The 25,153-nt window shown below is 56.6% G+C and carries 28 protein-coding genes; 11 read left to right on the forward strand and 17 right to left on the reverse strand.

All coding sequences use genetic code 11. The annotated features are described in order from the left end of the window. Nucleotides 1-50 precede the first annotated feature (50 nt). Nucleotides 51-1,580: a carboxypeptidase M32 gene (locus tag ACFQZG_RS02270; RefSeq protein ID WP_378149621.1), complete on the reverse strand. Its 1,530-nt coding sequence runs from the start codon at nucleotides 1,578-1,580 to the stop codon at nucleotides 51-53. 119 nt (nucleotides 1,581-1,699) lie between these two features. On the opposite strand from ACFQZG_RS02270, the gene ACFQZG_RS02275 reads away from it, so the two are divergent. Both ACFQZG_RS02275 and ACFQZG_RS02280 read left to right on the forward strand, forming a co-directional pair. Beyond that, on the forward strand, nucleotides 1,700-2,035 hold the full coding sequence (locus ACFQZG_RS02275) for an iron-sulfur cluster biosynthesis family protein (protein ID WP_378149623.1): 336 nt from the start codon (nucleotides 1,700-1,702) through the stop codon (nucleotides 2,033-2,035). 27 nt (nucleotides 2,036-2,062) lie between these two features. Further along, nucleotides 2,063-2,638: a beta-class carbonic anhydrase gene (locus ACFQZG_RS02280; protein ID WP_378149625.1), complete on the forward strand. Its 576-nt coding sequence runs from the start codon at nucleotides 2,063-2,065 to the stop codon at nucleotides 2,636-2,638. Here ACFQZG_RS02280 and ACFQZG_RS02285 read toward each other — a convergent pair. Continuing rightward, a complete protein-coding gene (locus ACFQZG_RS02285) occupies nucleotides 2,601-3,164 on the reverse strand; it encodes a DUF309 domain-containing protein (RefSeq protein ID WP_378149627.1) in 564 nt (187 codons plus the stop codon). The genes ACFQZG_RS02280 and ACFQZG_RS02285 overlap by 38 nt on opposite strands. A gap of 164 nt (nucleotides 3,165-3,328) precedes the next feature. Here ACFQZG_RS02285 and ACFQZG_RS02290 point away from each other — a divergent pair, with 164 nt between their 5' ends. After that, the gene (locus tag ACFQZG_RS02290; protein ID WP_378149629.1) at nucleotides 3,329-3,769 is read left to right on the forward strand and encodes an SHOCT domain-containing protein; all 441 of its coding nucleotides are present in this window, start codon (nucleotides 3,329-3,331) and stop codon (nucleotides 3,767-3,769) included. Nucleotides 3,770-3,775: 6 nt separating this feature from the next. Next, entirely contained in the window at nucleotides 3,776-4,054 is a 279-nt protein-coding gene (locus ACFQZG_RS02295) for a DUF2653 family protein (protein ID WP_378149630.1), read from the forward strand. Between the two features lie 56 nt (nucleotides 4,055-4,110). Here the strand turns inward: ACFQZG_RS02295 and ACFQZG_RS02300 are convergent, their stop codons facing one another. Continuing rightward, the gene (locus ACFQZG_RS02300) at nucleotides 4,111-5,793 is read right to left on the reverse strand and encodes a methyl-accepting chemotaxis protein (RefSeq protein WP_378149632.1); all 1,683 of its coding nucleotides are present in this window, start codon (nucleotides 5,791-5,793) and stop codon (nucleotides 4,111-4,113) included. Nucleotides 5,794-6,127: 334 nt separating this feature from the next. Between ACFQZG_RS02300 and ACFQZG_RS02305 the strand changes: the two genes are divergently transcribed. Both ACFQZG_RS02305 and ACFQZG_RS02310 read left to right on the forward strand, forming a co-directional pair. Further along, nucleotides 6,128-6,445 (forward strand): LA_3659 family protein, encoded by a 318-nt coding sequence (locus ACFQZG_RS02305; RefSeq protein ID WP_378149634.1) that lies wholly within the window; start codon nucleotides 6,128-6,130, stop codon nucleotides 6,443-6,445. An 11-nt stretch (nucleotides 6,446-6,456) separates the two neighbouring features. Continuing rightward, nucleotides 6,457-7,320 (forward strand): IS3 family transposase, encoded by an 864-nt coding sequence (locus ACFQZG_RS02310; protein WP_378150427.1) that lies wholly within the window; start codon nucleotides 6,457-6,459, stop codon nucleotides 7,318-7,320. A 347-nt stretch (nucleotides 7,321-7,667) separates the two neighbouring features. Here ACFQZG_RS02310 and ACFQZG_RS02315 read toward each other — a convergent pair whose 3' ends face one another. The 4 genes from ACFQZG_RS02315 to speD all read right to left on the reverse strand — a co-directional run bounded on the left by ACFQZG_RS02315 (nucleotide 7,668) and on the right by speD (nucleotide 11,496). Beyond that, entirely contained in the window at nucleotides 7,668-8,651 is a 984-nt protein-coding gene (locus ACFQZG_RS02315; protein WP_378149636.1) for an aldo/keto reductase, read from the reverse strand. A 121-nt stretch (nucleotides 8,652-8,772) separates the two neighbouring features. Then, on the reverse strand, nucleotides 8,773-9,963 hold the full coding sequence (locus ACFQZG_RS02320) for a winged helix-turn-helix domain-containing protein (protein ID WP_378149637.1): 1,191 nt from the start codon (nucleotides 9,961-9,963) through the stop codon (nucleotides 8,773-8,775). 35 nt (nucleotides 9,964-9,998) lie between these two features. Beyond that, nucleotides 9,999-10,577 carry an LURP-one-related family protein gene (locus ACFQZG_RS02325; RefSeq protein WP_378149638.1) on the reverse strand — a complete coding sequence of 193 codons (579 nt, stop codon included), beginning with the start codon at nucleotides 10,575-10,577 and terminating at the stop codon, nucleotides 9,999-10,001. A gap of 106 nt (nucleotides 10,578-10,683) precedes the next feature. Beyond that, nucleotides 10,684-11,496 (reverse strand): adenosylmethionine decarboxylase, encoded by an 813-nt coding sequence (gene speD, locus ACFQZG_RS02330; protein ID WP_378149639.1) that lies wholly within the window; start codon nucleotides 11,494-11,496, stop codon nucleotides 10,684-10,686. 230 nt (nucleotides 11,497-11,726) lie between these two features. Here speD and ACFQZG_RS02335 point away from each other — a divergent pair, with 230 nt between their 5' ends. Beyond that, nucleotides 11,727-12,359 carry a DUF6199 family natural product biosynthesis protein gene (locus tag ACFQZG_RS02335; protein ID WP_378149641.1) on the forward strand — a complete coding sequence of 211 codons (633 nt, stop codon included), beginning with the start codon at nucleotides 11,727-11,729 and terminating at the stop codon, nucleotides 12,357-12,359. Nucleotides 12,360-12,363: 4 nt separating this feature from the next. On the opposite strand, the gene ACFQZG_RS02340 is transcribed toward ACFQZG_RS02335, so the two are convergent. The 7 genes from ACFQZG_RS02340 to ACFQZG_RS02370 all read right to left on the reverse strand — a co-directional run bounded on the left by ACFQZG_RS02340 (nucleotide 12,364) and on the right by ACFQZG_RS02370 (nucleotide 18,515). Continuing rightward, the gene (locus ACFQZG_RS02340; protein WP_378149642.1) at nucleotides 12,364-12,699 is read right to left on the reverse strand and encodes a DUF1801 domain-containing protein; all 336 of its coding nucleotides are present in this window, start codon (nucleotides 12,697-12,699) and stop codon (nucleotides 12,364-12,366) included. Between the two features lie 83 nt (nucleotides 12,700-12,782). Beyond that, a complete protein-coding gene (locus ACFQZG_RS02345) occupies nucleotides 12,783-13,394 on the reverse strand; it encodes a LysE/ArgO family amino acid transporter (RefSeq protein WP_378149644.1) in 612 nt (203 codons plus the stop codon). A 126-nt stretch (nucleotides 13,395-13,520) separates the two neighbouring features. Continuing rightward, nucleotides 13,521-14,696: a sugar ABC transporter permease gene (locus ACFQZG_RS02350; protein ID WP_378149645.1), complete on the reverse strand. Its 1,176-nt coding sequence runs from the start codon at nucleotides 14,694-14,696 to the stop codon at nucleotides 13,521-13,523. 11 nt (nucleotides 14,697-14,707) lie between these two features. Continuing rightward, nucleotides 14,708-16,231: an ATP-binding cassette domain-containing protein gene (locus tag ACFQZG_RS02355; RefSeq protein WP_378149647.1), complete on the reverse strand. Its 1,524-nt coding sequence runs from the start codon at nucleotides 16,229-16,231 to the stop codon at nucleotides 14,708-14,710. 87 nt (nucleotides 16,232-16,318) lie between these two features. Further along, a complete protein-coding gene (locus tag ACFQZG_RS02360) occupies nucleotides 16,319-17,416 on the reverse strand; it encodes a sugar ABC transporter substrate-binding protein (protein WP_378149649.1) in 1,098 nt (365 codons plus the stop codon). A 231-nt stretch (nucleotides 17,417-17,647) separates the two neighbouring features. Beyond that, nucleotides 17,648-18,034 carry a GIY-YIG nuclease family protein gene (locus ACFQZG_RS02365; protein WP_378149651.1) on the reverse strand — a complete coding sequence of 129 codons (387 nt, stop codon included), beginning with the start codon at nucleotides 18,032-18,034 and terminating at the stop codon, nucleotides 17,648-17,650. A gap of 1 nt (nucleotide 18,035) precedes the next feature. Next, on the reverse strand, nucleotides 18,036-18,515 hold the full coding sequence (locus ACFQZG_RS02370; RefSeq protein WP_378149652.1) for a DUF6530 family protein: 480 nt from the start codon (nucleotides 18,513-18,515) through the stop codon (nucleotides 18,036-18,038). Between the two features lie 189 nt (nucleotides 18,516-18,704). Between ACFQZG_RS02370 and ACFQZG_RS02375 the strand changes: the two genes are divergently transcribed. After that, nucleotides 18,705-19,124, forward strand: coding sequence for a VOC family protein (locus tag ACFQZG_RS02375; RefSeq protein ID WP_378149653.1), 420 nt, complete (start codon nucleotides 18,705-18,707; stop codon nucleotides 19,122-19,124). A gap of 60 nt (nucleotides 19,125-19,184) precedes the next feature. Here ACFQZG_RS02375 and ACFQZG_RS02380 read toward each other — a convergent pair whose 3' ends face one another. Further along, on the reverse strand, nucleotides 19,185-20,420 hold the full coding sequence (locus ACFQZG_RS02380; protein ID WP_378149654.1) for an aminopeptidase: 1,236 nt from the start codon (nucleotides 20,418-20,420) through the stop codon (nucleotides 19,185-19,187). Nucleotides 20,421-20,438: 18 nt separating this feature from the next. Further along, on the reverse strand, nucleotides 20,439-22,907 hold the full coding sequence (locus ACFQZG_RS02385; protein ID WP_378149656.1) for a DsrE/DsrF/DrsH-like family protein: 2,469 nt from the start codon (nucleotides 22,905-22,907) through the stop codon (nucleotides 20,439-20,441). A gap of 240 nt (nucleotides 22,908-23,147) precedes the next feature. Here ACFQZG_RS02385 and ACFQZG_RS02390 point away from each other — a divergent pair, with 240 nt between their 5' ends. From ACFQZG_RS02390 to ACFQZG_RS02400, 3 genes are read left to right on the forward strand one after another with little or no spacing between them, the layout of a single operon-like run. Beyond that, nucleotides 23,148-23,477 carry a PadR family transcriptional regulator gene (locus ACFQZG_RS02390; RefSeq protein WP_378149657.1) on the forward strand — a complete coding sequence of 110 codons (330 nt, stop codon included), beginning with the start codon at nucleotides 23,148-23,150 and terminating at the stop codon, nucleotides 23,475-23,477. Next, on the forward strand, nucleotides 23,474-23,878 hold the full coding sequence (locus ACFQZG_RS02395) for a permease prefix domain 1-containing protein (RefSeq protein WP_378149659.1): 405 nt from the start codon (nucleotides 23,474-23,476) through the stop codon (nucleotides 23,876-23,878). Before ACFQZG_RS02390 ends, ACFQZG_RS02395 begins: the two co-directional genes overlap by 4 nt. 17 nt (nucleotides 23,879-23,895) lie before the next feature. Continuing rightward, nucleotides 23,896-24,528, forward strand: coding sequence for a hypothetical protein (locus tag ACFQZG_RS02400; RefSeq protein WP_378149661.1), 633 nt, complete (start codon nucleotides 23,896-23,898; stop codon nucleotides 24,526-24,528). Between the two features lie 27 nt (nucleotides 24,529-24,555). Here the strand turns inward: ACFQZG_RS02400 and ACFQZG_RS02405 are convergent, their stop codons facing one another. Continuing rightward, complete coding sequence (locus ACFQZG_RS02405) at nucleotides 24,556-25,095, reverse strand: DUF1697 domain-containing protein (RefSeq protein WP_378149662.1); 540 nt, start codon at nucleotides 25,093-25,095, stop codon at nucleotides 24,556-24,558. Nucleotides 25,096-25,153: the final 58 nt, after the last annotated feature.

Raw genomic sequence — 25,153 nt, forward strand, 5'->3', positions numbered from 1 at the left:
CGCACAAAGAAGGACGAAGCGAGAGTCGCCTCCGCTCCGTCCTCCGCGCCTTAATCCAGCTTATAGATGTCTTTGTACTTCTGCTCCAAATAATCGCACAAATGCGTCGATTCGAGTGGCTTGCCGCTGATCTGCTCGATGATCTCGGACGGATCGAGCAGCTTGCCGTACTTATACACGCGCTCCGTGAGCCATTCCTTGAGCGGCAGCAGATTGCCGGCGGCGATCTGCGCGTCGAGCTCCGGCAGCTGCTTCCGTGCCGTGGCGATCATCTGCGCGCCGTACATATTGCCGAGCGAGTACGAAGGGAAGTACCCGAACGCCCCCCCGGACCAATGCACGTCCTGCAGCACGCCTTCCGCGTCGTTCGCCGGCTTGACGCCGAGCGCTTCTTCGTACTTGCGGTTCCATACTTCCGGCAGGTCGCGTGGATTCAGTCCTTCGTTGAACAGCATCTTCTCGATCTCGTAGCGGATCATGATGTGAAGGTTGTAAGTCAGCTCGTCGGCTTCGATACGAATGAGCGATGGCTGCACGACGTTGATGCCGCGATAGAATTGCTCCGGCGTTACGTCGTCGAGCAGTCCGGGGAATTGAGCTCTCAAGTCGGGCAAGTATCGTTGCCAGAAGCCGAGACTGCGTCCGACCATGTTCTCCCACAAGCGGGACTGCGATTCGTGAATGCCCATCGACGTGCCCGTGGACAGCGGCGTGCCGGCCAGCTCCGGCATGATGTTCTGCTCGTAGAGCGCATGGCCGCCCTCGTGGATCGTGCCGAACAGCGCGCTCGTCACGTCGTTCGGCAAGTACCGCGTCGTAATCCGCACGTCTCCGGTGGACAGTCCCGTCGCGAACGGATGCGCGCTCTCGTCGAGCCGGCCGGCGTCGAAGTCGTAGCCCATTTCCTTCAAGATCAGCTTGCTGAACCGCTTCTGCGCTTCCTTGTCGAACGTGCCTTCGAGGAACGACGTGTCCGGTTGGTGCTCGGATTTCGCGATCGCCTCCGCGAGCGGAACGAGGCGCGCCCGAAGCTCGCCGAACAGCCGGTCGAGCTCCACCGTCGTCAGACCGGGCTCGTACATGTCGAGCAGCGTGTCGTACGGCGTGTCCTTGCGTCCCCATAGTTCGATGAACTTGCGATTATAATCGACGATTTGCTCTAAGTAAGGAACGAAGCCTTCGAAGTCGTTGTTCTCCTTCGCGACTTCCCACTCGGATTCGGCTTGGGAAGTAAGAACGACGTACTTCCGGTACAGCTCCGGCGGAATGCGGCGGTTGCGCTCGTAGTCTTTGTTCGTCTCGGTCACGAGGCGCCGGTCGATCTCCCCGAGCTTCGCCAACTGCTCCGGATTCGTTAGTTCGGCGAGCAGCTCGCCCATTTCCGCGGACGTCGCCAGCTTGAACGATTCGGCGGACAGCGCGCCTACCGCTTCCGATCGTTGGGCGATCCCTTTGCGCGGCGCGCCCGTGCGCATGTCCCAATAGACGACGCCGAGCAGCTCGTCGAACTGTTTGATTTTGCCCGTCAGGGCTTTGAATTTGGTTAACGCGTCGTCGTTCTGCGTATCGGTATGGCTCATCGACTAAGCACGTCCTTTCGGCGGCGGAATGTGTTCGCGTGTCGGCGACTGGATAATGTCTCCTTGATCATACTCCCCGCAATATTTATAATCAACCTAATGAAGGGAGAGCGATCCGTATGTACATCGAATGGAGCGCGGAAGCGCTTCGCGAACGCGAAGCGAGGTTCGGCCCGGACGCCGTGCGGTGGAAGCTCGTGTTCGATTCCGAAGATTGCGGCTGTTCGGTCAGCGGGGTGCCGACGTTCTGGCTCGTGACGGATCCGGAGCCGGACGACGTGCAAGCCGGCACGAACGGCGGCGAGGCGTGGGTCAAGCCCCAGCATATCGTATTCTTCGACGACAAGCTTCGCGTCGCCTACTTGCCCGAGCATCGCAGCTTCAAGCTGTCGAGCGACGGACAAACCTATACGAACCGGTTGAAGCTGCAAGACCGCACGACGTCCCACCACTAACGGAAGTTGCAGGAATGGAGGCTCGCAATGCGCAAGATCGACGAAATCATGACATTCAACGAACAATTCGTCGCGAACAAGGCTTACGAGGAAATCGAACGTAACTTCCCCGATAAGCGGATCGTTATCGTGACGTGCATGGACGCGCGGCTGACGGAGCTGTTGCCGAAGGCGATGGACCTGAAGGACGGCGACGCCAAAATCATCAAAAACGCGGGAGCGATCATCACCGCCCCGTTCGGCAATATCATGCGCAGCGTCCTCGTCGCCTTGTACGAGCTGAACGCGCACGAAGTGTTCATCATCGGTCACCACGGCTGCGGCATGACGGGAATCGATCCCGACACGGTCGTCGGCCATATGAAGGACCGCGGCGTACCCGAGAGCGTGATCCATACGCTCCGTCATTCCGGCGTCAGCTTGAACCGCTGGCTTACCGGCTTCGACAGCGTGCGGGAGAGCGTCGAGAACAGCGTCGACATCGTTCGCAACCATCCGCTATTGCCTCCGAACACCCCGATCCACGGACTCATCATCGATCCGCAGACCGGCGAATTGGAGAAAGTCATCGACGGCTATCGGTATCTGGAATCGAACGGCTAAGCGCTTTGCGCTTGGCCGACGATTCTCTGGCAGCGATGACGTCGCCGCGATCGCGCAGCTTATGCCGGTCGACGACCGACACGCCCGCGTCTTGACCGCCGATCCCCCACGGGTAGCCGCACGACGCGCTTCTCTGCCTCGCGGCTTCGAGAAGCGCATCGTCGGTAATCGGCAGATCCAAGTCCTCGTACGCGATCGACTCGCGATCCTCCCACTCGGCTCGTTTACGCTCCAGGAGCGCCTTCAACTCCGTTCCGTCGATGCCGAGACGATCGAATAGCGTCGCGTCCGTCTCTTGCGCCGCCTTGCCCATCAACTTCAACGCCCCCGCGCGATTGCCGCGTCTGGCATGGTATTGGGCGACGGCAATGCGAATAAGCACGAGCCAACAGCCGAGAAGCGGCGATTCGGGATGTTCCTTCCAATATTCCTCCATGATCTCATGGCATTCGAAATAATCGCGGGAGCCGTAATATTCGGCCAAGTATTGGATATATTCATCTGGATAAGGCGCGAGTTCCGTCATCCGTCGGCTCCTTTCGCATATCAAGTCCTATTGTCCTTAGCATAACGCAATCGGTCCGCGCAAGCATCCCACAAATTTCTATGCGCGAATCCGAAACCGGAACGAAACCCGCACGTATGAATAGGCATTAACATTTTCTCATCTCACTGGAGGCCAACAATCACATGTGGAAAAAAGCGCTACTCGTCTTCACCTTATTCGCGTTCACGGCCGCTGTAACGGTACCCGCGCAGAGCGTCGACGCGAAACCGCGTTCGTTCAGCTCCGGCAAGAAGTCGTTCTCGAAGACGCCTTCGAAGTCCGATGGCGTATCCCAAAGCTCCACCACGAATAAATCCAGCGCCGCGTCCGGCGCGTCGACGACGCAAAACCGCGGTTTCTTCTCCGGAGGCAGCATGATGAAAGGGCTCATGATCGGCGGTTTGGCCGGTCTGATGTTCGGCAGCATGTTCGCCGGCATGGGCGCTCTCGGCAACTTCTTCGGCTTGATCATCAACGTGCTCGCGCTGTTCGTCCTGTTCGTCGTATTCCGGGCGATCTACGACCGGTTCAAGAATCGCCGCCGTCAGCCGCAAGATCCGAACGGCAACGGTCCTCGCTGGTAATCGCCCATGCGAATTACGATGGACGAAATCGTTAACGCCGTCTGCCTTCATCTGGCCGAGCGTCACGAGGTTCCCGTCGAGAGCGTCGAAGTCGAGCTGCTCTACGACGAGGAACAAGGCTTCAGCGCCGAAGTGACGGTGCAAGGCCGCAGCCGCTTCATCATCGAAGCGAACATCAAGGAAGCGATCATGCGGTATATGTTGACCGAATACAATCAGCGCGTATACCCGTCGCAGATTACGTTAGACGTCGAAGACGAGATTTGGGCGGACATCGCGTCCTAGAACAAAAATACCGTTCCGCGGCCATAAGGCTTGCGGAACGGTATTTTTCTTGTTCGTTACACTTTGAACTTGCTTGCCAGTTCTTGTAGATCGTCCGCGATATCCGCGAGCTTCTGCGACGATTGGGCCATCTCTTCGCTCGAGGCGAGCTGCTCTTCGGTCGAAGCCGCCACTTGCTGGCTCATGGCCGCCGTCTGTCTGGCGATATGTCCCATATTGGCGATGGAGGCCGCGACTTCTTCGGAGCTTGCCGCGAGTTCTTCGGAAGCGGAAGCTGCTTCCTGCACCCGGCCGGATACTTCGCCGGTCGAATGGGCGATATCCTTGAACGCCTGCTCCGCATGCTCGACGGCTGCGACGCCTTGTTGCACTTCGGAGAGGCTCGACCGGATGCCGGTCGCCGCGCTATAGGTTTCTTGCTGAAGCGATTCGATCAGTTCGATGATGCCTTGCGAAGACTCGCTGCTCTGCGTCGCGAGCTTGCGCACTTCCCCTGCCACGACGGCGAAGCCCCGGCCATGCTCGCCGGCCCTGGCCGCTTCGATCGAAGCGTTGAGCGCCAGCAGGTTCGTCTGCGCCGCGAGATCGCTGATCAATCCGGAGATCTCGCCGATTCTGGCCGATTGCTCCTCCAGCTTGCGAATCGTCTCGCCGGAGCGCTCGACGGCTTGGGAGACGCGGTGCATCCGGTCGACGACGTCCTCGATTCTCTCCAGGCCGTTCGCCGCCAACGCGGCCGCGTTCTCGGACAGCTCCGCCACCTCGCCGGTCGTCTCCGCGATCCGCGTGACGCCGCCGGCCATCTCGTCGATGACGCGGCCGCTCTCGGACGCCGTCGTAGCTTGCTCTTCCGAGCCGACAGCCACTTGGTCGATCGAAGCCGACACGTGCTTCGCCGCTTCGGCGTTCTGCGTCGTGCTCGCCTGCATTTGCGCGGAAGCGGCGGCGACCGAAGACGATGCCTCCTGCATCCGACGGACGGATGTCCGCAAGTTGGTAACCGTACGGTTGACGGAGCGCATCATGACGCCGAATTCGTCGCCGCGGTTTTCCGGCAGCGGCTCGGATGTTAGATCGCCTTCCGCGACCTTGTTCATGACGTCCGTCGTCGCTTTGATCGGGCGCGTCAAGTTCAAGTACAAGTACGTCGCGACGGCCGCGATGACGATCAGAATGCCGATTCCCAGGAAGAACACGGTGCCCGCCGTCTTGTCGAACATGCTGTCGCTGTCCTTTTCGCTCTTGACCGCACCGTCATGGTTGTAGGCGATCAACGTGTCGATCGCGGCCCGCAGATCGGCGAACGCCTTGCTCGCATCCTCGGAAGCCGTTTTCGTTTCGCCGCCGGCGGAAGAACTCGACTGCGAGAGAATCGCCATGAAGCCCCCCCACGCGCGCTTTAGTTCGTCGTAATAAGCCATTTCGGCTTCGGTCGTAGTCTTCTCGTAATCCGCGATGCCTGCGGCGATTTGCTCCACCAGCACGTTACGGGATTCGGCCAACGCCTTCAGTTGTTCTGCATCCTTGGTCATTAAAGACTGATAATAATTGCCTAGAAATTTCTCGATGTTCAGATTGATCTGACCGATCACTTCGATGCCGTACATCCAATTCGTCGCAATGTCTTTCGTGAGGTCGTTTTCTTTCTTCAATTGCGTTAACGAAGTGTAGCCCAAAGCGAAGACGAAGACGAGCACGATGCCGAAAGCCCCCAGAAGCTTTGCCCTAACCGATCTCATGAATTTCCCCCTGTGATGAAGATTGTCGGATTCCCTCGAAAAATGAGAGATTACTGTTTATGATAGTGGCATTTGCCGCTTTTCACCATTTAAGGATTTCTTTAATTGGAAGCCGATGGTATTTTTCGGCATTGAATTTTTTTCCAGTTATTAACTCGTCCTGAAAGAGGATGAAGAAAGCGGTACCATAGTTTTTTCGCCTATTAAACATTACCAGACAGCGCTAATCCACCACCCTCCTACGTTTCGCCGAAATAACGTTATCTGCACCTAGAATGAAAAGTGGACACCCGTTAAGAGAATTTCCATAATAGTCTTAACAGGGGGTGTTCGCATGGGCGAGCAACGACAACGGTATACGGATGAATTCAAACGACAGACGGTTAAGTTCATTCAAGAACAGACGAAAACGGTTAGCGACATTGCAACGGAGTTAAATATCCCATCTAGCACGGTTCATCAATGGATGAGCAAGTATCGTACTTTCGAGGATGAACCAGTTGCGAGCATCGAAAAAGTACGTCAGTTGGAGCATCAGCTCCGGGAAAAAGAGAGACAGCTCCAAGAAAAAGAACGCCGTATTGCCGATGTCGAGGAGGAACTCGCTATCGTAAAAAAGGCAGTGCACATCTTCAGCAAACCAAGGAAGTAAGGTTTCAATTCATTGAAGATCATCGCTCCGAATTTTCAGTGGAGAAGATGTGCAAAGCAATTGGCGTTTCTAAGGGCGGATATTACAAGTGGAGGGGCGCATCGCCTAGCCAGAGCGAGCTTCGAAAAGCTTACGCCAAGCAACGAATCCTCTACCACTTTCATGACAACGAAGAGCGCTACGGGAGCCCCAAAATCACGCATCTTCTTCAGGAAGAGAAGCTGTCGATAACGGAGCGTACTGTCAGCATCTACATGTCCGAGCTCGGGCTGCGTTCATGTGTATCCCGCAAATTCAAGGTGACAACGACGGACTCCAACCACGATGAAGACATCGCACCCAATACGCTTAACCAACAGTTCCAAACCGCATTACCGAATCAAGTTTGGGTGACCGACATCACCTACATCGCTTGCCGGCAACATCGGCTCTATTTAGCTAGCGTCATGGATCTTTGTACGCGCGAGATTGTTGGCTGGCGGCTTGGCAGACGCATGCAGACCGACCTTGTCCTTGGGGCGCTAGAAGACGCGTATGAGGCCAAAATGCCAGCGGCCGGCTTACTGCACCACTCCGATCGGGGCTCGCAATATGCATCCAAGGAATACAGAGCGAAGCTTGCAGAATACGGCATGGAGGCAAGCATGAGTCGTACAGGCAACTGTTACGACAACGCCAGCATGGAGTCGTTTCACAGCATCCTCAAAAAAGAACTAATCTATTGCAGACCCACTTTTAAGACAGAGGAACACGCATACCAGGCAATATTCAGATACATTGAGTTTTTCTATAACCGTAAAAGAATCCATGGCTCGCTAGGGTACATTTCTCCAGTGCGATTTGCTGCACGCTTCGAAGGATGCGCAACAGCATAATTCCGCTAAACGAGTGTCCACTTTCTTGACAGAGGTCCAATCAGACAGCGCTAATCCGCCACCATCCTACGTTTCGCCGAAATAGCGTTATCAGACAGCGCTAATCCGCCACCATCCTGCGTTTCGCCGAAATAGCGTTATCAGACAGCGCTAATCCGCCACCATCCTACGCTTCGCCGAAATAGCGTTATCAGACAGCGCTAATCCGCCACCATCCTACGTTTCTCCCAAATAGCGTTATCAGACAGCACTAATCTGCTACCACCCTACGTTTCGCCGAATTAACGTTATCAGACAGCGCTAAAAAAAGCGGGTTCGCATCGCGAACCCGCCTCATCCCGTCTATATTACCAAGCGTAAGCTTTAGGCGCCGAACCGCCCGGTCCCGGGAAAATCTCGTCCAGCCGCTTCAACGTCGCTTCGTCGAGCGAGATGTCGACGACGCGCAATGCGCCTTCGAGCTGCCCGAGCGTGCGCGGCCCGATGATCGGCGCCGTCATCGACGGATGTACGAGCGTCCACGCAAGCGCGACGTTCGCTTCGCTCTCGCCGATATCGCGGCAGAGCGCTTCGAACGCGAGAAGCTGGTCGCGGTGGCGCTCCACGCGCTCTTGGTTGCCGCCCGCCCGCTTCGAGCCTTCGACCGGCTTCAACGCGTGTCCGCTCAGCAAGCCGCCGTCCAGCGGGCTCCACGCGATGACCCCGATGCCGAGCTCCTCGGCGGCCGGCAGCACCTCCAGCTCCGGAAGCCGGCAGAGCAAGCTATATTTATGCTGTTCGCTGACGAGCCCGAATATGCGGCTCGTCTTCGCTTCGTATTGCGCCTTGACGAGGTCGCGGCCGGCGAAGTTGCTCGAGCCGACGTAACCGATCTTCCCTTGATGCAGCACGACGCTGAACGCTTCCCACAGCTCTTCCCAGGAGACGTTACGATCGACGTGGTGCATCTGGTACAGCTCGATATGATCGGTCTGCAGACGCTTCAGGGAGCTCTCCAAGTGGCGGCGCAGCTTATATGCCGAGAGACCGCCTTCGCCGTTCGGACCGTCGTTCTCGTCGCTCATGTCGCCGTAGAACTTCGTCGCCAGGACGACCTTCTCGCGGCGTCCGCCGCCTTGGGCGAACCAACGCCCGATAATCTCCTCGGTTCTGCCCGCGTTCTTGCCCCAACCGTAGATGTTGGCCGTATCGAAGAAGTTGATGCCCGCGTCCAGCGCGGCGTCCATGATGCGGAACGACTCCTTCTCGTCCGTATCGACGCCGAAATTCATCGTTCCAAGACACAGCTTGCTAACCTTCAGGCCGGATCGGCCCAGTTGACTGAATTTCACTTACGCCACGCTCCTCTTCGCCTATGGAATTCATTTTTATTCTATCGAATTCGCCGATGGAAAACAAAGAACCGGCCCGATAGATTCCGGACCGGTACGCGTATCGCCGATAGGCATACGATCAGCGGGTTGACTCGACGACTTCCCCGCAACCGTTGAACGCCGCGAACCGCTCGATCCGCTCACGCAGAAGCTCCCCGAACGCCTCGTCCGTCTCCGCCCCTTCTTCCGGCCAATAATGAAGCACTTTCAATCGCTTCGCTTTCTTGTCCGCGACGAGCTCGATTCTCCCGACGAATCGGTCGCCATATAGAACGGGCAGCACGTAGTAACCGTACTTACGTTCAACGACAGGCGTGTAGATCTCCCATTTGTAGTCGAAATCGAACAACGCGCGGATGAGATTCCGATCCCAGAGGAGGTTATCGAGCGGAGCGATGAATTCGACGCGCGGAAGAAGACTCATCGATGCCATCGACGCGATAACCTCTCGCAATATCGGCTCGTCCTCAGCGAGCGCGTACAACGACTCCTTGATGCCTTCTACGGCGCACGCGACGATCCGGCCGGCAGCGATCAGCCCGGCGAACGCCTCGTTGCGCGGCCCCGCCTTCATCCGGTCGATGCCGAGGAACGCATCCGACGGCTTGTTCCAGAGCAGCCCGACGGCGCCGATCCGGCGCCGCACGAACCACTCCGCGTGCGCTCGTTCGTCGGCGTTCGGATCAGCCGCCGCCAAGACGGACGCATCGATATGATCCTCCGACAACGCGTAATGCTTGATCGTTCCCTTCTTATGATGAACGATCAAGTCTCCCCGGAAGTACAGCGTCTCGAGCACCGCTCTGGATAACGTCGTCGGGCTCCACGACCAATCGACCGTCTCCTTGAGAGGAACGTCCTTGGAGCTGGCTGGACCGTTCGCGCGAATGAACGCTTTCACTTGTTCGGCGACCTCTTCTACCTTATCCCGGCTCCTGCCCTGCTGCCGATACATCTCTCTCGATCTGGCGAAATATCGCCAATCGTCGACGGGGACGATCGCCAGCTGCTTGTCGAAGTAATCGACCAGCTTCCTCTCTTCATACAGCAACCGGTAGAGCATTTCCTTCGTAAAATCCGCCACCCTGGATTGCAGCACGAGCTCCGCGTTCTTGCCGCACACGTCGATCGGGTCGTACTGGATACACCCCGCCTGCTTCGCATACGCGAGCACGCCGTCCTTCCCGCGGAACTTGTATCCCCCGAGAAGTCCATGCTTCAGGAGCAGGAACTTCCGCGCCTGCTCCTTCGTCAATCGGTATTCGTTCATTCCGCGACCCTACTTCCGGAGAGAGAGTGCGATGCTTAGCCTTGCTGTCCTTCGATCGTCACGAGCAGCACCGCGGCGGCGAGACCCAGTCGGCGGTCAAGCTTCTTGTCCGTATCCAAGGAGAAGTCCAAGTTCAGCTTGCCTACGAACGGGTTCAGATCCTGCTTGAACAAGGCGACTCTGCCGCCGCCGACTTCGACGTGGAACTTCTGCGGGATGAGGTTCGTCAGGAATCGTCTCAGTAACGCCATGAGCGGACTGTCTTCCTTGATAAGCCCGATCTCGGATTCGCTCGCGTCGAGAATGATCCATTCGTCCTTCAGAATCGACTTCATCCCTTTGCGTTGCAACGACCCGATGCGTTGTCCGGTCGCCGCGTCGACGACGTCGTACGTCGCAGAGAAGTCGATGACGCTGCGCGCCTGTATCGTCAGCAACTCCTGCGACATCGTATCGTCGCTATATAGCCGTATGTCTTCCTTCAGCTTGAACGCCTTCATTTGGGAGAACAGCACCGGCTCGCCGTTGCCGTCGAAAATATCGATTTTCGCCCCCATAAGGGACAGAATCTGTTTGCGGACCTGATACTGTTGATGCGTGAACTTCGCGTTCATGACATGGCCTCCAACGGTCGGATTCGACAGGTTTATCCCGTACCCCTATCCAATTCGACAAGCGCGCGCAATCCCCTTCCGACCGCGGTCGCCGATTCGGATTTCCTCATGAGAACGTCATGTTTTTCCCGTAGAAAATTTCGTCCATCTCCCATTTAACGCTTTTCTCGATATCGAGCTGCTCTTCCCTGCTCAACGTATCCTTCGTATAGCCGAACAAGTAATTGTTCAGATCGAATTCCCGGAGCTTGCACTTCGTATGGAAAATGTTCTCTTGGTACACGTTCACGTCGATCATGTGGTACATGTCTTGAATCTCGGAAGGAATGTAATTCTGGATCGAGCTGATCTCGTGATCGATGAACAGCTTGTAGCCGTTAATATCGCGCGTGAACCCTCTTACCCGGTAATCCATCGTCATGATGTCGGCGTCGAAAGAGCGGACGAGGAAGTTCAGCGCCTTGAGCGGCGATATCTCTCCGCAAGTAGATACGTCGATATCGGCGCGGAACGTGCTGATGCCTTCGTCGGGATGATATTCCGGATACGTATGTACCGTAATGTGGCTCTTGTTCAGATGGGCGACGACCGCGTCCGGCAACGGGCCCGGCGATTCCTCGAACGATTCGCTCGGCGCTTGCTCGATCGGCCCTTCCGACACGAGCATCGTGACGCTTGCGCCTTGCGGCTCGTAGTCCTGCTTGGAAATGTTCAGCACGTTCGCGCCGATAATGTTCGCGACCGACTTCAGGATGGCGGTCAACCGATCCGCGTTGTACTGCTCGTCGATATAGGCGATATACGCCTCGCGCTCTTCCTTCGTCTTCGTGAAGCAGATGTCGTACATGTTGAAGCTGAGCGACTTCGTCAAGTTATTGAAGCCGTGCAGCGTAATGCGTTGCTCCGAGGTCAGTAACACGTGCAGCTCCCCCTTCGATGAACGTCGTATGCGGCATATAAGTATTCATACACCTATCATGCGATGTCGAAGCGGCATCTATCCCGACGCGCAACCGAACCATGCGGAAGACGTACAATTGAACAGGAAAGGCAAAGGGGGTATCCGCTACGGACACGAATCGCAATCGACTCCGGCAGCTCGCGAATCCGACCGTCGTTTTCTTCGCATGCTTGCTCGCTCTATCCGCCATGATCGCTATTTTGTCGCGGCCTTACTTCGCGGAGCCTGTCTTCTATCTCGACAACCATCTCTTTAGGCTGGCCGACGAAAAAGGCGAACTTGCCGTCTACCGCAGCAGTACCGCGGATTCGGTGCAAGTTCGCCAAGATGGCGGGAAACGAATCGTCGAGATCGATGGCGAATCGTATACGGTCGAAGAAGCCGTTACCTCTCCGGCCTCGAAATACAGGTTAACGTATCCCGGCGGACGAACGTACGATTCCGAGCGCCATAACGGCATGTGGTGGACTTACGACGACAAAGGCGAACTCGTGCTTGGCGTTATGAGATATGCAGGCGATAATCGGATACTATCCGAAGGCGAAGAGATCTATCCTCCCGCACAGCTCGTTATCGCCGCCTACTCCGAATATCACCTTAAGCGCGGTACGCCGGAATTGCTCTATCTCGCGCTCGCCGCCGTTGTATTCGGCTGGTGCGGCTTCCGTTATCGCAAATTCCAGGATCTCAACTTCAAGCTTTCTTTCTATTGGTTGTACGTAAGGGACCCGGAACCGACCGACTTCTACTACTTCATGTGCAAGGTCGGCGGAATCGCCTGCATGCTGTTCGGAATCTGGATCGCCTTCAAGGCATTCTGACGACTTACAGCGAGCTCGACGCCTGTGCGAGCAACTTGCCGAGCAGCTCGTAGTCCGGCGTGTCGCCTTGCTTGATTTTCAACCATTTGCGCTCCTCGGGACCGTCGAACGACTTCGGAACTTCCAGACCGGTCGCGTTCATGATCATGAACGCGATGGCGTCCTTCGACGGCGAGATGATCGCGGCGTAATGCCCGTTTTTCAGAAAATGCGGTTTCTTGTACTGGATCCGCTCTTCCGCCGACGGTATCGTGCGAAGAACGAGATCGCGCAACGTACGTCCTACCTCCGATTGCCATGCCGGCAACTGATCGATGAACGCGATGACTTCCTGACTCATAGTGAGTCCTCCTCTGCTATGTATATTCCATATAGAGAATATACCCGAGAGAGAATATCCCGTCAACCCTCCGCAAGCGACGCTCATTCGAATAGCGAGCCGGCCAGATAGATCGCCGTGCCCCACATGAAGATCGCGGATATCCTGTTGAACGCGCGGAGCATGCCGCCCGAGCGATCGACGCGTCCGACGGCTTGGCCCGCGTACGCCAATCCCGCGAACCAGATCCACGAGACGACGATGCACGTCAAGGCGAATACGAACTTCTCCGCGCCGCCGTAGCGGAGCGAGCTCGTGCCGATGACGCCGACCGTATCCATGATCGCGTGCGGATTCAGCAGCGACACCGACATGGCGAATCCGATCTGCCGCTTCGAAGTGAACTTCTCCGCTTCGCCGCCGTCTGGCCTCGGATTGCTGCGCCACGTCAACCACCCCATATAGAGCAAGAATATTACGCCCGCACCGATCAGCGCTAGCTTCACCGCTTCATGGCTGAGCGCCACAGCCGATACTCCGCCGACAGCAAGGCCGATCAAGAGCGTGTCGCAGAGCGACGCCGTGACGACGACGGGCAGCGCCTTGACGAACCGGCCGTGGGCCGCCCCTTGGTTGAATACGAACAAATTTTGCACGCCGAGCGGAAGGATGAGTCCGATCGCCAGAATGAACCCGTTCAAGATGACTTGTGCCATGTTCCGATATGCGCTCCGTTTCTCCGGTTGACTGAATAAGAGACAATAAGACCGTCCCGCCAACCATCCGGGAATCGGGAATGGCTTGGGAGACAGTCTCATTATACGCCTAGTTGTCAATCCTGCTTACGCTCTCTTCTTGCGCGTCATGACGTCGAAGATGACCGCCGCTGCCAGCACTCCGCCGCGAATCATGTACTGATAAGAGATGCCTACGCCCATCAAGTTCATGCCGCTCGTGAGCGACATCATGACGATAGCGCCGATGATCGAGCCCGTTACTTTGCCTACGCCTCCGGCCGCCGATACGCCGCCGACGTAGGCTGCCGCGATCGCGTCGAGCTCGAACAGCGTCCCTGCCGTCGTCGTGGCGGACTGCAAGCGAGCCGTGTACATGATGCCCGACAGCGCGGCGAGCATGCCCATCGAGCCGAAGACGATGTACGTGATCTTCTTGACGTTAATGCCGCTCAGATGCGCCGCTTCCGGGTTGCTGCCGACCGCGTAGATATGTCGGCCTAGCACCGTCGATGTCGTCAAGAAATGGTAGATCGCGACGACGATCAGCACGATGATCATCGTCCAGGAGAAGCCGTTGTAGCCCGCGAGAATCCACGTGATATATGCGATGATCGCGGAGACGAACACGAGCTTGATCGCGAACATCGTGCCGGAGATCACTTCGAAATTGTACCGCTGCTTGTTGCGGCGCTTGCGAATCTCGCCGTAGACGAACAACAAAATGAGCAGTCCGCCAAGAATGAGCGACAGCAGGTGCAACCCGCCTACGGTTTGGATCGCAGGAATGAAGCCGTTGCCGATCGCGTTGAAATTGTCGTCCTTGATGCTGATCGTCCCCGTGCTTTCCGTAACTTGCAGCAATGCTCCGCGGAAGATCAACATGCCCGCAAGCGACGCGACGAACGACGGAATGCCGATCTTGGCGACCAACACGCCGTTGAACATCCCGATGACGATTCCCAGCACGAGTATAATCGGAATTGTGAAGTAGAACGGAACGCCGGCCTGCGTGAGCAGAATGGCGGCGATCGCGCCCATGAACCCGGCCGCGAATCCGACCGACAAGTCGATATGCCGAATGACGATGACGAGCGTCATGCCGACGGCAAGCACGGCGATATAGCCCATCTGGTCTAGCAGGTTGCTGATGTTGCGCGAAGACATGAATAAGCCGTCCGTCAAGATCGAGAACGTAACCATAATGACGAACAAGGCAATATACATCCCGTATTCCCGAATGTTAACCTTGATCAAGGATTTCGCTTCGCTAATAATGTTCACCGGACTTCCCCCTATTGCGTCGCTAGCTGCATGATTTTTTCTTGATTCGCTTCCTCGATGGACAATTCGCCCTTGATCTTGCCCTCCGCCATAATATAGATGCGGTCGCTCATGCCGAGCACTTCCGGCAGCTCGGACGAGATCATGACGATGCTCATGCCTTCGCTGATCAGCTTGTTCATGATCGTATAGATCTCGAACTTCGCGCCGACGTCGATTCCGCGAGTCGGCTCGTCGAGAATCAGCAGCTTAGGGCCGACGAACAGCCATTTGCCAAGCGATACCTTCTGCTGGTTGCCTCCGCTTAAGTTTCCGACTAGTTGCTCGACGGATGGTGCTTTTATATTCAAAGACCGTTTGTATTCGTTGGAAATTTTGACTTCTTCGTTCGGTTGAATGACGCCGCGCGTTGCGATCGCATGAAGGTTCGCCGCGGATATATTCTGTTTAATGTCCTGAATCAGGAACAGTCCGTTGCCTTTACGGTCTTCCGTAACGTATGCGATTCCCGCTTCGATCGCGTCTTTCGGATGCGCGAACGATACTTTGTTGCCGTCCAACAACAGTTCGCCTTGCAATTTGTAGCCTTTCGGATTTCCGAAAATACTTTGCGCGAGTTCCGTCCGTCCTGATCCCATCAAGCCGGCGATCCCGACGATTTCGCCCTTTTTCACCTGCAGATTGATGTTAGCGGCGACGTTGCGGCCAAGCTCCACGTCGTACGCCGTCCAATTTCGGATCTCGAGAATAGGGGTGCCGTACTTCTTGTCCGCTCTCTTCGGATAGATGTCGTCGATCTCCCGTCCGACCATGTTCTTGATGATGACGCTTTCGGATATTTCGCCTTTCGCCGCGTCCAGCGTGCAGATCGTATGACCGTCGCGCAATACCGTCGCCTTGTCCGCGATCGCGATGACTTCCTTCAGCTTATGGGAAATCATGATGCTCGTGATGCCATGCTCCTTCAGATCCCTGAGCAGTTGAAGCAGGTTCTCGCTGTCGTTCTCGTTCAGCGCGGCGGTCGGTTCGTCCAAAATAAGCAGCTTGACGTCTTTGCTCAACGCCTTTGCGATTTCGACGAGCTGCTGCTTGCCTACGCCCAAGTCTTTGGTCAGCGTCTCTGGATTTACTTCAAGCTTCACCTTGCGAAGCATTTCCTGCGACTTAACGATCGTCTCGTTCCAGTTGATGATGCCGCCTTTCCTAATCTCGTTGCCGGCGAAGATGTTCTCGTACACGGACAAGTCGGGGAACAGCGCCAACTCTTGGTAGATGATCGCGATGCCCGCGTTCACGCTGTCGCTAATATGGGCAAACCGCTGCACCTCGCCGTCGAACAAGATATCCCCGGAATACGTCCCGTGAGGATAGACGCCGCTGAGCACCTTCATGAGCGTGGACTTGCCCGCGCCGTTCTCGCCGATCAGGCAGTGGATTTCGCCTTTGCGGACTTTGAAATTAACGTTGCTGAGCGCCTTCACGCCCGTGAATTCCTTCGAGATGTTGTTCATTTCCAATAAGTATGGATTGTTCATGGCCCAGCACTCCTTAACGAAACAACTCTTGGAAATAAGGAATAGTGATAGACGAATCTATCACTATTCCGTTTGAACAATGTGCGATTACAGACCGGTAAAGTCGCCGGCAGCATAGTAGCCGGAATCGATCATCGCCGATTTTACGTTTTCTTTATTGACGACGATAACGTCCGTTTGCTTGGCTTTAACGTCGGTTTTACCGTTCGGATAAGCGCCGGTCGTCTCCGGCGTGTTGCCTTCCAAGAGCGATACGGCCATGCCCATGGCGTCTTTAACGAGCGTGCGCACGTCTTTGAATACCGTCATCGATTGTTTGCCGTCGATAATGTATTGGATCGACGATTTATCGGCGTCTTGACCGGAAATCACGTAACTGGTAACTGCGGAATCGGATGCGAATACGTCGGCGATCGAACGGGAAGTACCGTCATTGGGAGCGAGAATCGCGACGTCGCCTTTGGCGTCGGCAGCTGCGGCCGTCAAGTGGGACTGCGCTTTGTTTTTCGCTTCGTTCGGATCCCAGCCCGTCGTTACTTGGCCGACGATTTTGCTCATTTCGTCGCGGGACAGCTCCGTCTTGTCTTGAAGCGCGACCGCTTCGCTGGAGTTCGCGATCTTGAACGTGCCGTCGGCGACCTTCGGTTGAAGCACTTCCCACGCGCCTTGGAAGAACAGGAACGCGTTGTTATCGGACGCGGCGCCGGCGTACAGGTATAGCGGTTGGCCGTTTCCTTTCGCGTTGTCGACCAGGTATTGCGCTTGTTTTCTGCCTACGTCGATGGAGTCGAACGTCACGTAGTAGTCGACGGCATCCGTGTTCGTAATCAGACGGTCGTAGGAGATGACCTTAATGTTTTCCTTGTTCGCGGCTTCTACCGCGGAAGCGGCAGCGTCGCCGTCTACGGGACAGATGATCAGTACTTCGATGCCTTTGGAAATTAACGATTCTACGTTTTCTTTTTCCTTCGCGGACGATTTTTCGCTGAACAGAATTTCCGTCTTGTACTTCGTGTCTTTCAGCGCGTCTTTGAATCTCTGTTCGTCCTGGATCCATCTCTCTTCGTCCTTCGTAGGCAGCACGATGCCTACGTCGATGTCTTTGCTCTTGCTGCACGCCGCGACCAGCATGGCGAGCAGCGCAACGATCATGACCAGGGAAAACGACTTCGCGAATCTTTTCATTCTTCTACCCCTCTCGAATGTTGGTTCCTTATCTTGGCCGGCCACTTCTTCATTCGTGTAAGTTAGCCAAGAGATAGACTCAGTATACTGAACGATCGCGAGAATGAGAGGTGGTCATTCTTTAGATCGCATGCGTGATTTTTACGAATCGTATCGATTTCCGGCGCTTGCCCCGGATACAAGACGAACCCCGGCAATCGGATGCCGGGGTTCGCGCGCGAACGATCTCTATTACGTTCTCTTAAGCTTATTGTATCCTTTGTCCCCGTAAGGCTGCAGCTTGTCGAGCCATAGCTCGAGCAAGGCGTCGACGTCTTGCTTGTAGATCTTCCGTTCGTTCGGATCTCCCGCCAGCTCCTCGCGAGGCGCGATGCGGTCGAGCTCCTCGAAGACGAACGCCGAAGAACCGAACGTTTGCCAGTCGTCCTTGTATTCGAACACCGAATTCATGTTCGTCTGGCGCGAGAACGCGAACCGGTTGCGCGCTCCTTCCAAGTCCAAAGTTCCGTCTACGAGAACTTTGCCGTTCTCCGTATTCCGGATTTGATAGATGCCCATCGCCCGAGGCGATTGCGCGTAAGCCGCGGAGAGTTCCTTCTTCTTCTGTTTATCCAGCATGTCAGTATCCCATTTCCTTCAATATGGCCGACAGCGTCCGGAGCCGCTCGCCGATCAGTTCCCCGTCGTCGTTAAGCGCCTGGCTGAACAGCTTGATGTCTTCGTCGATTCTCTCGTTGTCCGTGCACACTTCCACCGTCATCGCGTCGCCCTGCAACCCGATCCGGTCGATGACCGGGTTCTCCGGGTCGTACAGCTTCGGGAATCGGTACGCTTCGCGAAAATGCTCCATCGAGCGCGTCAGCAAAATCGCGAGGTCCAGCACGCGGTGCATCGGCAGCTCCTCGGATTGGCGGGACCACTTATCCCCCGTATGGCGCCAGACTTTCGCCGAGATATCGACTTTGCCTCGGTCGTTCCATTGCGCCAGGCCGAGCGATAATCCTTGCGTATCCGTGACCCGGGCGTAACGGCCGTCCACGTTCGCGTAATTCTCGGATACGATGACCGGTTTATGTTTTAACGTCGTCGGGATTTTCATATTCGTCAGCTCCTTCATGCGATCGCTTTTCGCGTTTTCAACTTTGTGATTTACTAATTTACTAAATTATAAACCGCAAGATCAATCTTACCCAACGATCGGCGCTTCGTCAAGCCGTTCGTTTTTATCCCGGACAAGCTCGTGATACAATAGATCCGGGTTACCCATAACGATCAAGGAGTTGAATTCATGGCGCTCGACGTTTACTTGAATTTCGCCGGCAACACGCGCGAGGCGGTCGAATTTTACGCGGAAGTGTTCGGCGCGGACGCATCGAACATGATGACTTTCGGCGCGGCTCCGCCGAACCCGGACTTTCCGCTGCCGGATGAAGCCAAAGATCTGATCATGCACGCGCGACTGGACATCGAAGGCACCGCCTTGATGTTCTCGGACGTATTCCCGGGCATGCCGCTGCGCGTCGGCAACAACGTCAGCATCGTATTCAACAGCAGCAGCACCGAACAGATGAGAGCGCTGTTCGACAAGCTCAAGGTCGGCGGAACGATCTCGATGGAGCTGCAGGAAACGTTCTGGAGCAAATATTACGGCATTCTGACCGATAAATTCGGCACGCAATGGATGCTTAACCACGTCGCGGAGTCTTGATCGATCAACATAGAAATGGAGCCTTCCGATTGCCGGAGGCTCCATTTTTCCGTCTATGCGTTACCATGCCCAGTTGCCGTCCCTGAACACCGGAACGACTCGCCCATCCGCATCGATGCCGTCGATATCGAGCTCTTCGCGTCCGATCATGAAGTCCACGTGCGTCAGGCTATCGTTCAAGCCGCGTTCTCTGAGCTCCTCCTTGCTCATGTTCACGCCGCCTTCGAGGCAGAACGGCAGCGAGAAGCCGATCGCCAGATGGCAAGCCGCGTTCTCGTCGAACAGCGTGTTGTAGAAGAGCAAGTTCGTGTCCGAGATCGGGGAACGGTGCGGCACGAGCGCCGCTTCGCCTAAGTAACGCGCGCCCTCGTCCGTCTCGATCAGCTCCTTGAGCGTGTCGTAGCCTTGATCGGCGCGGAAGTCGACGACGCGGCCGTCCTTGAACGTCAACGCGAAGCCGTCGATCAGATTGCCCGCGTAGCTTAGCGGCTTGCTGCTGGCGACCGTACCGTTAACGCGTTCGCGATGAGGCGAAGTGAACACTTCCTCGGTGGGCATATTCGGAATGAACGGCGTGCCGCGCTCGTTGCTCGTCCCCGCGCAGCGCCAATAATGGCCTTCCGGAAGACCGACCGTCAACTCGGTTCCCGGTCCGCGATAGCGCAGCTCCGTCAGCTTGAGCGCATTCAACTTGTCCGCGCGGGCTTGCAACGCTTCGGCATGCGCTCTCCACTCGGCTACCGGCTGCTCGGAGACGACGCGAGTCGCGGCGAAGATGGCGTCCCATAGCGCCGATTCCCGTTCGGACGGCTCAAGGTCCGGGAATACTTTGTTCGCCCACGCGGGCGAAGGCACGGCCACGATCGACCAAGCGACTTTATTCGTCGTCGTGTAAGCCCGGAACGGCTGCATCGCCACCGATTGCGCCTTCGAATAGGTTGATATGCGCGCCGGCTCGATACCGGCCAACAGATCCGGATCGTCCGCGATTACCCATAGGAACGCGGCGCCGCCCGCGGCCATCTCTTCCCTTCCCTTGGCGTGCCACATCGGATATTCGGACAAGGCGTCTTGCGGCGCCAGCTCGAACTTTGCTCTCGTAACGCCTTCGTCGCTCCAATCGACGTGAACGTTCCTTGCCCCGATCTCGTAGGCATGTCTTGCGACCAGGCGCACGAACGGCGCCGCAGCGATCGGCGAGATGACGCACAGTGTCTGTCCCGGCTGGACGTTCACCCCGACTTCTACCGCCAGCGCGGCGTATTGGCGTAAGCTTTCCTCGAATGATCCGGTCAACGCGTCATCCCCTAAAGGTCATATGAATAGGTTAAGCCCCGCATCCTCCGCGTCGCCAAGATAGCTGGCAACGCCGGCGTAGTCGATGCCGTCCATTAGCTCTTCCCGCTTCACTCCCATTATATCCATGCTCATCGTGCACGCAACAAGCTTCACGCCGGCGGTCAGCGCCCCTTCCATGAGCGATTCCAGCGACTGTACGTTTTTGCCGTCCATCACGCGACGGATCATCTTCGGACCGATGCCGCCCATATTCATCTTGGAGAGCGGCAAGCTCGTCGACCCTTTGGGCATCATCATGCCCAGCATCGCTTCCATCGCGGATTTCTTGACCGGAGGAGCATCCGCCCTGCGCAGCACGTTCAGTCCCCAGAACGTGAAGAACATCGTCACCTTCTTGCCCATCGCCGCCGCTCCGGTGGCGATAATGAACGCCGCGATCGTCTTGTCCAAGTCGCCGCTGAACACGACCATAGTCGCGCCGTTGTTCGTCCGCGCGGCTGGGGCGTCGGATTCGACCGGTTTCGCGCCGCCCTTGCGCACGATCGCGGTGACTCCGACGTCGCTCGTATCGACGAATTCGACCGTATGGCCCATCTTCTCGGACCACTTCGCGATATCCGGCGCGAAGCCGAAGTCGGTCGCCTTCACCTCGAGCCTTTCCCCTTCGTTCATTCCGTTCATCGCCTCGTATACTTTGACGATCGGACCCGGACATTGCAAGCCGCGCGCGTCGACGCGAATCGTGACGTTGGCCTTGTCTTGTCTCTGACGGCTCGCCTGAGCGGGATCGGCCGCGCTAAGATGCTTGGGCCGAGACGAAGCGACGCTGCCGGATCGGTTGCCGTACGCCACCGAATACGTCTTGTACCCGCCGTCCAAGTTGCGTACCCGATATCCGTTCTCCGCGAGCAAGCGGAGCGCGTAATATCCCCGCAAGCCGACTTGGCAGGAGACGACGATGTCCCTGTCCTTGGGCAGCTCGTTCAATCTGCTCCGCAGTCGGTTCAGCGGTATATTCACCGACCCTGGAATGTAGCCGAAATCGCGTTCGACCGGATCGCGCACGTCGATCAGCAACCCTCCGCCGGCCACGAAGGCGTCCGCCTCGTGCCATTGCAACGTCTTCGTCGTCCCGTCCATCATATTCCCGGCGACGTACCCGGCCATGTTCACCGGATCTTTGGCCGACGAGTACGGCGGCGCGTAGCTCAGCTCGAGATCCGAGAGCTCCGAGGCGCGCAAGCCCCCGCGCATCGCCGTGGCGATGACGTCGATCCGTTTGTCCACGCCGTCGGCCCCGACGGCTTGAGCGCCGAAGATGCGACCGGTCTCGCCGTCGAACAGTAGCTTCAACGCGATCGACGCCGCCCCGGGATAATAACCCGCGTGCGAGAGCGGATGAATATGAAGCGTCTCGTACGGAATGCCGAGCCGCGCGAGCGTCCGTTCGTTATTGCCCGTTACCGCCGCGGTCAGATCGAATACCTTAACGATCGCCGTACCGTAGGCGCCGGCGTATTCGGCGGATCGTCCGTTGATATGGTCGGCGACGAGCCGGCCTTGGCGGTTCGCGCCCCATGCGAGCGGCACCGTCGTATCGTAGCCCTGTACGCGGTCCTTCACTTCGATCGCGTCGCCGACCGCGTAGATCGACGGATCGCTCGTCTGCAGTCTCTCGTTCACCTTGATCGAGCCTCGTATGCCGAGCGCGAGTCCGGCTTCTCTTGCCAGGTTGTTCTCCGGGGCGACGCCGACCGCCATGACGATCAAGTCCGTAGCCAGAACGTCTCCATTCGAGAATTCGATCAAGCGTCCCCGGTTCGTGATTCTCCTGATATCCGAGCCGAACCGAAGCTTCACCCCCTTGCTAGCGGCATGCTGCTCCACGATCCGCGCCATCTCGACGTCGAGCGGCTTCAGCAATTGATCCCCCCTCTCCGCGAGAGTAACCTCGAGCCCGCGCTCGCGCAAGCTCTCCGCCATCTCGATGCCGATGAATCCGCCCCCGACGATCGTCGCGCGCGAGGCTCGTCCCGCGTCTACCGCTTTCTTGATCCGATCCATATCGGCCAGATTGCGCAGCGTATGCACGTTGTCCGCTTCCGCGATGCCGTCGATATCCGGCACGATCGGCTTGGCGCCTGGAGACAGCACGAGATAATCGTACGCCTGAACGTACTCCTCCCCGGTGTCCGCGCGCCGCGCGACGACTTGCTTGCGCCCGCGGTCGATGCGGACGACTTCGGTCAACGTCCGGACGTCGATGCGGAATCGGTCGTACATCGCCTTCGGCGTCTGGATCAGCAGCTTCTCGCGGATCGGGATCGTCTCTCCGATATGGTAAGGCAGCCCGCAATTGGCGAATGAAATATGCTCTCCCCGCTCGAACATAATAATATCGTCGATCTCGTTCAACCTGCGAAATCTTGCCGCGGCGGACGCGCCGCCGGCAACGCCTCCGACGATTACGATCGTTCTCTTCATCCCGATGCACGCTCCTCTTGATGTATACCTGCCTAGGTATTTTCATGACTCTTAATATATACCCCACAGGGTATTAAGTCAACAAATTTGAAAAATTACTTTGACACGTAGAGTACATGGTGATATATTTACTCCATCAGATAGAACTCTATGTGATAGAGCACTACCACGCAGAGCACTATCAGGCAGAACACTTGCCGTAACGAATGAACGACGATACTGCGAACAGGAGGACGACGAATGATTCGAAGCGATATTATACGCGGGCATTTGGACGCCATTATATTGCGGCTTATTTACGAGGAGGACCGATACGGCTACGAAATCTCCAAGGAGATCGGCGCCCGCACGAACGATCGGTTCCAGATCAAGGAAGCGACGCTGTACGCGGTGTTCCAGCGGCTGGAGCGCAAGGAACTGATCGAGTCCTATCTCGGAGACATCTCGCATGGCGGCAAGAGGCGATATTACAAGATCACGAAGCTCGGGCGGGCCTATCTGAAGGAAACGGTCGAAGAATGGAACGAGATCAAAGACATTATGGACATATTCATGGAGGGATTACATTGAAGAAGATTAGAGGACACGTAGAGGATTGGTTCAAGGATATACCGGACAGCGAGTCTAAGGACGCGATGAAAGAAGAGATCGTTCAGAATCTCGAGGAGAAGGTGCAAGACCTCGTCCGCAAGGGCAAAGCAGAGGAAGACGCGATCAACAAAGCGATCGTCGACTTCGGGGATATCGCGGATATTAAGGAAGAGCTTGGCGGCGGGCAAGCGGATCGCGGCAGAAGACGGAAGTACGCGCTTCACCTGGGCTTCTCGATCTGGGGCAGCTTGCTCATTATCGCGCTGTGCCTGTTCGTGAACATCTATTACACGCCGGACGACATCTGGTTCGTCTACCCGACCTTCGCAGTCGCATGGTGGCCGCTGGCCATGTTCTATCGCTGGCTGGCGAATAAGTGAGAGAGGAGTTGACCGGCATGAAAAACCAGCAGTTCGCGTTCGCCTTCGCCGGCAGCGTAATGACGATCTTATTCCTGTTCATCGTGAACCAGTTGACGTCCCCGGACGATATCTGGTTCTTCCACCCGACGCTGCTTATCTTGCAATGGCCGCTCGCCATCTACTTCGCCGCGCGGGGCATGGTCAAGCAATTCGCGGCCGTCGACAGCTTGCTTATCGTCGGATGCCTGTACGTAGACAACATGCTGTACACGCCCGATCATCTATGGTTTCTGTACGCGGCGTTCGCCATCGTCTGGTGGCCGATTCTATTATACGCCGGACGCTTCGCGAAGACGCTTGCGATGGCGATCATCGGCAGCGCGAGCGTGATCGTAAGCTATACGTTCTTGAACGTGTTTGTCTCCCCCGAATTTCCGTGGGCGATATTCCCCGCTTACGCCGTATTGTGGTGGCCGCTCGCGATCTATTGCGGCCGCCGCGGGCGGTGGTTCCTGTTCTCCATCCTGGGAGCGACGCTCAGCGCCTTATTGTTCGTGACGGTGAACGCGATCACGACCGAAGAAATCTGGGCGATCTATCCGATCTTCGCCATCGTCTGGTGGCCGCTCAGCATGTATTATTACTATGCGAATCGTCAAACGGCATAAGGCTCCCGCCTTATGCCGTTCTTCGTCCTACGGAGTCCGCGCCGCCGTTAGCTCGTCCATTTTACGAATCGTCTTCCAATTGCGCATCGTGGCCGGTCCGATCTTGCCCAGCTTCTTCGGAAGCTTGGAATCCAGCATACTCTGGCTGAAATAATAGTAAAGCTCTCTTCCGTCGATTCGGTAGTCGTCGTTCCCGGTTTCGAGATCGGGGATGCCGAGGATGTCTTTCTCCGCCGGCGGTTGCTTAAGCAGCGACAGATGAATGCTCTGCCCTTCCGATAACGCTTCGAACGAATACGGGCAACGGCTCATGATTGACTTCATCTCATCCGCGCTCCGTATCATCGTCGGGACGGGAAAGCCGAACGCGTCGGCGAAAATCGTCTCAAATCGCGCCACTAACGCATCGGCCGTATCGTTCGACTCGAACAGGACGTTGCCGCTCTGAATGTAAGTCTGCACGCCTCGCATGCCGATCTCCTCGAGCACCCGCTTCAATTCCGCCATCCGCACGATATGGTTGCCGCCGACGTTAATGCCTCTTAAGTACGCATGATATAAGGTCATCGTTACTTTCCCTTCCATCCCATGTATGACTAAGAATAGTTCTATTATAATAAAAGAC

Source organism: Cohnella sp. GCM10027633 (genome assembly GCF_042675445.1).
GTDB lineage: Bacteria > Bacillota > Bacilli > Paenibacillales > Paenibacillaceae > Cohnella.

What these genes read in the sequence shown, in the direction of transcription:
- ACFQZG_RS02355 (WP_378149647.1), bottom strand. Translation starts at nt 16,231, where the DNA reads ATGAACAATCCATACTTATTGGAAATGAACAACATCTCGAAGGAATTC.
- ACFQZG_RS02325 (WP_378149638.1), bottom strand. Translation starts at nt 10,577, where the DNA reads ATGAACGCGAAGTTCACGCATCAACAGTATCAGGTCCGCAAACAGATT.
- ACFQZG_RS02345 (WP_378149644.1), bottom strand. Translation starts at nt 13,394, where the DNA reads ATGGCACAAGTCATCTTGAACGGGTTCATTCTGGCGATCGGACTCATC.
- ACFQZG_RS02300 (WP_378149632.1), bottom strand. Translation starts at nt 5,793, where the DNA reads ATGAGATCGGTTAGGGCAAAGCTTCTGGGGGCTTTCGGCATCGTGCTC.
- ACFQZG_RS02340 (WP_378149642.1), bottom strand. Translation starts at nt 12,699, where the DNA reads ATGAGTCAGGAAGTCATCGCGTTCATCGATCAGTTGCCGGCATGGCAA.
- ACFQZG_RS02335 (WP_378149641.1), top strand. Translation starts at nt 11,727, where the DNA reads ATGATCGCTATTTTGTCGCGGCCTTACTTCGCGGAGCCTGTCTTCTAT.
- ACFQZG_RS02280 (WP_378149625.1), top strand. Translation starts at nt 2,063, where the DNA reads ATGCGCAAGATCGACGAAATCATGACATTCAACGAACAATTCGTCGCG.
- ACFQZG_RS02295 (WP_378149630.1), top strand. Translation starts at nt 3,776, where the DNA reads ATGCGAATTACGATGGACGAAATCGTTAACGCCGTCTGCCTTCATCTG.
- ACFQZG_RS02370 (WP_378149652.1), bottom strand. Translation starts at nt 18,515, where the DNA reads ATGAAAATCCCGACGACGTTAAAACATAAACCGGTCATCGTATCCGAG.
- ACFQZG_RS02285 (WP_378149627.1), bottom strand. Translation starts at nt 3,164, where the DNA reads ATGACGGAACTCGCGCCTTATCCAGATGAATATATCCAATACTTGGCC.
- ACFQZG_RS02305 (WP_378149634.1), top strand. Translation starts at nt 6,128, where the DNA reads ATGGGCGAGCAACGACAACGGTATACGGATGAATTCAAACGACAGACG.
- ACFQZG_RS02375 (WP_378149653.1), top strand. Translation starts at nt 18,705, where the DNA reads ATGGCGCTCGACGTTTACTTGAATTTCGCCGGCAACACGCGCGAGGCG.
- ACFQZG_RS02400 (WP_378149661.1), top strand. Translation starts at nt 23,896, where the DNA reads ATGAAAAACCAGCAGTTCGCGTTCGCCTTCGCCGGCAGCGTAATGACG.
- ACFQZG_RS02385 (WP_378149656.1), bottom strand. Translation starts at nt 22,907, where the DNA reads ATGAAGAGAACGATCGTAATCGTCGGAGGCGTTGCCGGCGGCGCGTCC.
- ACFQZG_RS02405 (WP_378149662.1), bottom strand. Translation starts at nt 25,095, where the DNA reads ATGACCTTATATCATGCGTACTTAAGAGGCATTAACGTCGGCGGCAAC.
- ACFQZG_RS02320 (WP_378149637.1), bottom strand. Translation starts at nt 9,963, where the DNA reads ATGAACGAATACCGATTGACGAAGGAGCAGGCGCGGAAGTTCCTGCTC.
- ACFQZG_RS02270 (WP_378149621.1), bottom strand. Translation starts at nt 1,580, where the DNA reads ATGAGCCATACCGATACGCAGAACGACGACGCGTTAACCAAATTCAAA.
- ACFQZG_RS02290 (WP_378149629.1), top strand. Translation starts at nt 3,329, where the DNA reads ATGTGGAAAAAAGCGCTACTCGTCTTCACCTTATTCGCGTTCACGGCC.
- ACFQZG_RS02365 (WP_378149651.1), bottom strand. Translation starts at nt 18,034, where the DNA reads ATGCTGGATAAACAGAAGAAGAAGGAACTCTCCGCGGCTTACGCGCAA.
- ACFQZG_RS02390 (WP_378149657.1), top strand. Translation starts at nt 23,148, where the DNA reads ATGATTCGAAGCGATATTATACGCGGGCATTTGGACGCCATTATATTG.
- ACFQZG_RS02360 (WP_378149649.1), bottom strand. Translation starts at nt 17,416, where the DNA reads ATGAAAAGATTCGCGAAGTCGTTTTCCCTGGTCATGATCGTTGCGCTG.
- ACFQZG_RS02275 (WP_378149623.1), top strand. Translation starts at nt 1,700, where the DNA reads ATGTACATCGAATGGAGCGCGGAAGCGCTTCGCGAACGCGAAGCGAGG.